Below are 7,492 nucleotides of genomic sequence, written 5' to 3'. Positions count from 1 at the left end.
TTGTCCATTTTTTACTTATTTTGATGGTGAAATGTCCAATTGGCTTGGATCAATTATGTCATAGCCTTTTTTTTGATAGCCTTTAACTATGTCTGTAATAGCTTCGCTTGTCCATTTACGGTCATGCATTAATAAGTTGGCTCCATTCATTAAGTACGGTGTATCTAGCATAATTTCCGTTAATTTATCTTTTTCTTGATACTCTTTTTGCCAATCATAGCCAAAGCTCCAGTTCATTAACAGCATCCCTTCCTCTTTTACCAATTGTTTAGAAAAATCTGTATTGGCTCCATAAGGTGCTCTAAAAAATTGAGGACGGGTTCCTGTGATTTTTTCTACGGCGTCATTTACCTTCACTATTTCATTCCTTTGCTCTTCTTCAGATAGATCCGTCAACTTAACATGATTATACGTATGATTTCCAATGAAAAAACCCATTTCATGAATTTGTTGTAAAATTTTCTTTTGCTTATCATTGTCGATAAAATGACCGTTAACGAAAAAAATAGCATTTACATCTAGTATCTTTAATTGCTTTGCAATATCCAACGCATATTTGTCAGGAGAATCATCAAAGGTAAGAAGAACAACTTTTGGATTCGCAGAAGATATCGGCGTTACAGACCAATTGTTTGGATTAAGTACATATTGTTTTTGATCAGCAGATTCCTTATTTTCCTTTTTCAACTCCTCTTTCACTTCCTTGTCCTCTACTTCCTGCTCTAAAGGTTCTTCCTCTGTTGCATTTTCTTTTTCAGGTAAAACGGCTCACTTGATGACTTTACCCCTATCTCTTGATTACTGCAGCCAATGAGGGCCCAAGATAGGATAAAAAATATACTAATTAATTTTCGCAAACTAGTTCCTCCATCTTTTATGCAGCAAGTTCTGTTCATTCATGTTTAGGAGGCTGGTGGAAGATGGGAATGCATCCAGGATTGCAGGACCATATAACTTCCTAAGCTAATGCACGTTATCAACAGGGTTCGTTTATTCGACTTTAAAATTGTTTTACCGATAAACACAGCTAAATAAGTGAATACTAGAAACATAAGTACCTTAAATAGTAATTTATCATGAGTGGAGAGCCATTCTGCGACGGTATACCCGCTCCACACCATTAGCTGAAATAGGAATACTATATAATTTTTCAAGGTATACATTCCTTCCTAAAAGAAATTTCCCCTCCCCATTACAAACTGCATAGTAATTCTTCTATATGTATCTTTTAACCTCTTTATTCCATTTCAAAACTTCTAATTTATTCGACAAGAATGTCAGTTAGATGTTCTTGCTTTTGCAGTTATATGTCATTTAAATGACAATGCTGAATTTACTTTTTTTCATGTTAAACTACCCTTAACCAGAAAAATCCCAGCATAAAAAGGAGTCGTCTATGAAGCAAAAAACTTTCCTTTACAGTATTCTGGCTTTTTTTTCTTTGATGCTCACGTCATGCAGCAGTCTGCATCTAGATGAAGCCTCTATTCTGGATAAATATAAAAATAAACTAATCTTTTTTTCTAATGAATCCAATTATATGAATGAAATCGAATATTATGATGCACTCCTCGAATTGGACGATGAATACCCATCTGATATCCCTGATCTCAAAACACTTACTGCAGCAGACAATAATCATGATTTTGAGAGTTTTCATATAAAAAAAACCCCCGCGATTTATATAACTTCTGAAAAAGGGGTTATCGGACAAATATCCGGAAGCAGCGTATCAAAACGGGACATAAAAAAAACGATAACCAAGGCTTTGGAAAGTAAACACTGAAAATGATTTGGTAACGGGCTGCTATCTCCTTTCACATTGTAGTTCATGTGGATGTGTAGATGCGGCCCTTTTTTATTGTTTAATAGCAGGAACAACTCATCTCTAGTAAACAGAAAAAAGGCTGTCGAGAATCTTCTCGACAGCCTTTTAACACGTTACTACTTATTTAACAATATGAATTGGAGTTCCTAAAGCTACTTCTGCTGCTTCCATTGTAATTTCACCTAAAGTAGGGTGAGCATGGATTGTCATAGCAATATCTTCAGCAGTCATACCTGCTTCAATAGCAAGACCAAGTTCTGCAATCATATCTGATGCATTTGTACCTGCAATTTGTGCACCAATTACTAGTCCATCTTCTTTACGAGTAATTAGTTTCACAAATCCATCCGTACTATTCAATGATAAAGCACGACCATTAGCTGCAAATGGGAATTTAGAAGCAACTGCCTCAATGCCTGCCTCTTTAGCTTCTGCCTCATTATAACCGACAGATGCAAGTTCTGGTTCAGAGAAAACAACAGCTGGAATAGCCAAGTAATCAATTTCAGAAGTTTGGCCGGCAATTGCTTCCGCTGCAATTTTACCTTCATAAGAAGCTTTGTGTGCAAGTGGAGGACCAGAAACAATATCACCAATTGCATAGATATTTTTAATATTAGTCCGGCACTGTTTATCGATTTCAATCAAGCCGCGGTCAGTAGTCTTAATGCCAACCTGTTCAAGACCCATTTCAGCAGTGTTTGGACGTCGTCCAACCGTTACTAACACATAGTCAGCTTCGACTTTCTTTTCTTCGCCTTTAACTTCATAAGTAACAGTTACACCCGTATCTGTTTCTTCAACACCTTTAGCAAGTGCCTTAGTAACAATCTCCGCGCCTTTTTTCTTAAGGTTTTTCTTCACGATTGCGGACATTTGTTTTTCAAAGCCTGCTGAAAGAATTTCATCAGTACCTTCAAGGATTGTAATTTTCGTACCAAAGTTCGCAAATGCTCCCCCAAGCTCAGTACCAATATACCCTCCGCCGATTACGACTAATGATTCAGGTACTTCTTTAAGAGCTAAAGCGCCAGTTGAATTAATTACCCGTTTTGTATATTTAAAAGCAGGTAACTCAATCGGTGTGGAACCTGTTGCAATAATACAATCTTTAAACGTGTAGGTTTGTGACGATGTTTCAGTCAGTACACGAATGTTATTTTCATCAACGAAATATGCTTCACCGCTGACAACTTCTATTTTATTTCCTTTTAATAAAGAGCCTACTCCGCCGACTAATTTAGCAACAACGGAATCTTTAAAAGCTTGGACTTTTGAAAAATCTAATTTAACATTTTCCGCTATTATTCCCATATCTTCGGAATGCTGCGCTTCATGGAAACGGTGGCCTGCAGAAATTAACGCTTTGGATGGAATACATCCAACGTTTAAACAAACACCACCAATAGATCCTTTTTCCACAATCGTTACTTTTTGTCCAAGTTGTGCGGCACGAATAGCGGCTACATATCCGCCGGGGCCTGCACCTATGACTAACGTATCTGTTTCAATTGGAAAATCTCCTACTACCATTTTTTTACGCCTCCATTAACAAAAGTTCAGGATCGTTTAGTAATTTCTTGATGTGATTTAATGCATTTTGTGCAGTGGCACCATCAATGATACGGTGATCGAAGCTTAGTGATAATGCTAATACTGGAGCTGCTACAATTTCGCCGTCACGGACAATTGCTTTTTCCGCAATGCGTCCAATTCCAAGAATAGCTACTTCAGGATGGTTAATTACAGGTGTAAACCATTGACCACCAGCAGAACCAATATTCGTGATTGTACATGAAGCACCCTTCATTTCATTAGTACCTAATTTACCTTCACGAGCTTTACCAGCAAGTTCGTTGATTTCATTTGAAATAGCAAATGTTGATTTACGATCCGCATCTTTGACAACAGGTACAAGAAGACCTTTATCTGTATCTGCAGCAATACCAATATTATAATAATGCTTATGAATAATTTCGCTTGTTTCGTCATCAACAGATGTGTTTAGTGCAGGGAATTCACGCAGAGCGCTTGTCAATGCTTTCACAACATATGGTAAGAACGTTAACTTGATACCTTTTTGAGCAGCAACTTCCTTGAACTTCTTACGGTGAGCTACAAGCAAGGTAACTTCTACTTCATCCATTAATGTTACGTGAGGAGCAGTTTGTTTAGATTTCACCATTGCTTTTGCAATTGCTTTTCTAATACCACTCATTTTCTCGCGTGTCTCTGGATATTCACCAGCAGGAATTTCTGTAACAGTTTTTTCTGTTTCTTTTGCTTCTGCAGCAGATGCCTGTGGTTGTTCAGTTGTTTCAGCTCCACCGTTAGCAAATGCATCGATATCATCTTTCATAATGCGGCCATTATCGCCAGAACCTGTTACTTGACGAATATCAATCCCTTGTTCTCTTGCATATTTACGAACAGATGGCATAGCAATAATTCGACGACTTGGATCGTTGCTGCTTTCAATTTGTGCTGCACCAGCTCCAGTTTCAACAGTTTCTGTCTTTTTAGGCGTTTCTTCTTTTTTCACGTCTTGACCTTTTTCTGCAGTTGCTTGAACTTGTGCTTCTGTTTCCTGTTCGCCTGCTTCATCACCGTGAGCACCTTTGAACTGTAAATCTTCATATCCAGGTGCATCAAAAGAAATTAGAATATCGCCAACAACGGCCACTGTTCCTTCTTCTACATGAATCTCTTCAACAGTGCCTTCTACTGGAGATGGAATTTCTACAACCGCTTTGTCATTTTGAACTTCACATAGCACGTCGTCCTCTTGAATTTTATCACCTGATTTTACAAACCACTTAACTATTTCACCCTCGTGTATACCTTCACCGATATCTGGGAGTCTAAATTGGAATGCCACTAAATCTCAACCTCCTATATTTAATCATAGATAATGTACGAAAAAAAGTTATTTTTCTGAAAAAACTTTTCTCTTACTAATCAGCTTGACTAATCCAGTAAGAGAAAAGCGTTCAGTTAGTACTTTTCAACCTGTACATTTGTATTAGAATGTTAATACTTTTTTCGCTGTTTCCATTATATCTTTATAATTAGGCAACCACACTTGTTCTGCTTCTGAGAAAGCAAAAACTGTATCTGCTGCTGTGACACGAAGAACAGGTGCATCTAAACTTAAGATTGCACGTTCAGTAATTTCTGCTACGACTGAAGCTGCAATTCCAGCTTGTTTTTGGGCTTCTTGAACTACGATAGCCCGTCCTGTTTTTTCAACAGAAGCAACGATTGTTTCCACATCAAGCGGTGCAATTGAACGAAGATCGACTACTTCTACAGAGAAACCTTCTTTTTCAAGTTCTTCTGCAGCTTTAAGTGATTCACGTACCATAGCTCCGTAAGTAATGATAGAAAGGTCTTTACCTTCACGTTTTACAGCAGCTTTACCAAGTGGAATTGTGTATTCTTCTTCCGGAACTTCTTCACGGAAAGATCTATATAGTTTCATATGTTCTAGGAAAATGACTGGATCATTATCACGGATAGCTGAAATTAAAAGTCCTTTTGCATCATATGGTGATGAAGGAATAACTACTTTTAATCCTGGCTGTTGAGCAACTAATCCTTCAAGACTGTCAGCATGCATTTCAGGTGTGTGTACACCGCCGCCAAATGGTAAACGGATTGTAACAGCTGAATTATAACGGCCGCCTGAACGGTAGCGCATACGTGCCATTTGTCCGCTTACAGAGTCCATTACTTCATATAAGAAACCGAAGAATTGAATTTCCATAACAGGACGGAATCCTTGCAAGGACAGCCCAATTGCTAATCCACCGATACCAGATTCAGCAAGTGGTGTATCAAATACACGTTCTTCACCGAATTCTTTTTGAAGGTTTTCTGTTGCACGGAATACTCCGCCGTTTGCTCCAACGTCTTCACCAAAAACAACAACATTTTCATCATTTTTAAGTTCAGTACGCATCGCTTCTGTAATTGCTTGAATCATAGTTAATTGAGCCATGACTTACTTCGACTCCTTTTCTTTATAAATTTCATATTGTTCTACAAGGTTGTTTGGCATTTCTTCATACATATTAGAAATAAGGTCTGTAACCTTTTGTTTAGGTTCAGCATCAGCTTTTTTAATAGCTTCTTTAATATCGTCTTTTGCTTGCTCGATTGTTTTGTTTTCCATTTCTTCATTCCAAAGTTTCTTGCCTTCAAGGAATTTACGGAAACGTACTAAAGGATCTTTTAATTCCCACTCATTATCAAGATCAGAAGTACGGTAACGAGTTGGGTCATCTCCAGCCATAGTATGTGGTCCATAACGATAAGTTAATGTTTCAATCAATGTTGGACCTTCACCATTTATTGCGCGTTCACGAGCTTCTTTAACAGCTGAGTACACTGCAAGTGCATCCATACCGTCTACTTGAATGCCCGGGATACCAGCAGCAACAGCTTTTTGAGCTAATGATGAAACGGCAGATTGCTTTTCAACTGGAGTTGAGATAGCAAAACGGTTATTTTGAATGATAAAGATCGCAGGAGCCTTAAATGCACCAGCAAAGTTAATTCCTTCATAGAAATCACCTTGTGAAGTTCCGCCATCACCTGTATAAGTTACAGCAACTGACTTCGCTCCACGTTTTTTCATACCTAACGCTACGCCTGCAGCTTGCACGTATTGCGCTCCGATAATGATTTGAGGAGAAATAACATTAACACCTTCAGGAATTTGATTTCCTTTGAAATGACCACGAGAGAATAAGAAAGCTTGATATAACGGCAATCCGTGCCAGATTAATTGTGGAACATCACGATAACCAGGCAGAATAAAATCTTCTTTTTCAAGAGCATATTGTGAAGCTAACTGTGAAGCTTCTTGGCCGGCTGTAGGCGCATAGAAACCAAGTCTGCCTTGACGATTTAAAGAAATAGAACGTTGATCAAGGATGCGCGTGTATACCATCCGTTTCATAAGTTCTTGTAATTGTTCATCAGTTAAATCGGGCATTGCTGCTTCGTTAACGATTTCGCCCTCTTCATTTAAAATTTGCAGTGTCTGGAACTGTTCTTCAACCACTTCCAACTGTTTCTTGACATCAAATTTAGCTTGATTTGATTTTGTAGCCATCTGCGTTTCTCATCCTTTCAAAAAGGTTTTATATGATTCTATAAAGCCCTGTTTCATTTTATTTTCATGAATAATCCTGTTCGATGTACTTTTCCCATCTATAGTGAAGGCAAACATGAACATGCACTTAAACGGTATATACCGTTTCTGTATCAGTTTTTTAGAAAAAAAAGATGATACAACGCTTTATTCTTTTTTAGTTTACAGCATTACCTAAAGTTTCGTCAAATACATAGTGTTGATAAAGAAAACTTCTTTGTTATCTTTCTTTTGCCTTAAAAAGAAATCTACTTTTTGAAAATCTGTTATATATCATTTATCCATTCTGTATCATAACAATCCTTTCTGTAAATATGGTTCATAACTTTACACCACTATAATTTATACTACCCTAATTAGATTAACCAACCTCTATTTCCTTTAACCCAATAATCCAAAATTCGACATAATTATTATTTGAAGAAAATAGTCAGAGGGAAATGGTCGAAAAAAGTAGCAGCCTGCTGGCTGCGTCAGTTTGTAGACAAAGAGGTGCGGAATGGTTC

6 protein-coding genes are annotated in these 7,492 nt (G+C 37.6%); 1 reads left to right on the top strand and 5 read right to left on the bottom strand.

Translation table 11 applies throughout. The annotated features are described in order from the left end of the window. Positions 1-15: 15 nt before the first annotated feature. Positions 16-699, bottom strand: coding sequence for a polysaccharide deacetylase family protein (locus tag WYK_RS04960; RefSeq protein WP_081704761.1), 684 nt, complete (start codon positions 697-699; stop codon positions 16-18). Between the two features lie 697 nt (positions 700-1,396). Here WYK_RS04960 and WYK_RS04955 point away from each other — a divergent pair. Continuing rightward, positions 1,397-1,786 carry a hypothetical protein gene (locus tag WYK_RS04955; protein WP_040373483.1) on the top strand — a complete coding sequence of 130 codons (390 nt, stop codon included), beginning with the start codon at positions 1,397-1,399 and terminating at the stop codon, positions 1,784-1,786. A gap of 162 nt (positions 1,787-1,948) precedes the next feature. Here WYK_RS04955 and lpdA read toward each other — a convergent pair whose 3' ends face one another. The 4 genes from lpdA to pdhA form a co-directional block, all read right to left on the bottom strand. Then, the gene (gene lpdA, locus WYK_RS04950; RefSeq protein WP_040373482.1) at positions 1,949-3,361 is read right to left on the bottom strand and encodes a dihydrolipoyl dehydrogenase; all 1,413 of its coding nucleotides are present in this window, start codon (positions 3,359-3,361) and stop codon (positions 1,949-1,951) included. Between the two features lie 4 nt (positions 3,362-3,365). Further along, entirely contained in the window at positions 3,366-4,706 is a 1,341-nt protein-coding gene (locus WYK_RS04945) for a dihydrolipoamide acetyltransferase family protein (protein ID WP_040373481.1), read from the bottom strand. Between the two features lie 144 nt (positions 4,707-4,850). Next, positions 4,851-5,828, bottom strand: coding sequence for an alpha-ketoacid dehydrogenase subunit beta (locus WYK_RS04940; RefSeq protein ID WP_040373480.1), 978 nt, complete (start codon positions 5,826-5,828; stop codon positions 4,851-4,853). Between the two features lie 3 nt (positions 5,829-5,831). Beyond that, positions 5,832-6,947: a pyruvate dehydrogenase (acetyl-transferring) E1 component subunit alpha gene (gene pdhA, locus WYK_RS04935; protein WP_040373479.1), complete on the bottom strand. Its 1,116-nt coding sequence runs from the start codon at positions 6,945-6,947 to the stop codon at positions 5,832-5,834. Positions 6,948-7,492: the final 545 nt, after the last annotated feature.

Origin of the sequence: Peribacillus psychrosaccharolyticus ATCC 23296 (assembly GCF_000305495.1) — a bacterium.
Classification (GTDB): domain Bacteria; phylum Bacillota; class Bacilli; order Bacillales; family DSM-1321; genus Peribacillus; species Peribacillus psychrosaccharolyticus.
Note: the sequence above shows the minus strand (reverse complement) of the source record. Positions and strands in the feature narration are given on the sequence as shown.

What these genes read in the sequence shown, in the direction of transcription:
- WYK_RS04955 (WP_040373483.1), top strand. Translation starts at nt 1,397, where the DNA reads ATGAAGCAAAAAACTTTCCTTTACAGTATTCTGGCTTTTTTTTCTTTG.
- lpdA (WP_040373482.1), bottom strand. Translation starts at nt 3,361, where the DNA reads ATGGTAGTAGGAGATTTTCCAATTGAAACAGATACGTTAGTCATAGGT.
- WYK_RS04940 (WP_040373480.1), bottom strand. Translation starts at nt 5,828, where the DNA reads ATGGCTCAATTAACTATGATTCAAGCAATTACAGAAGCGATGCGTACT.
- pdhA (WP_040373479.1), bottom strand. Translation starts at nt 6,947, where the DNA reads ATGGCTACAAAATCAAATCAAGCTAAATTTGATGTCAAGAAACAGTTG.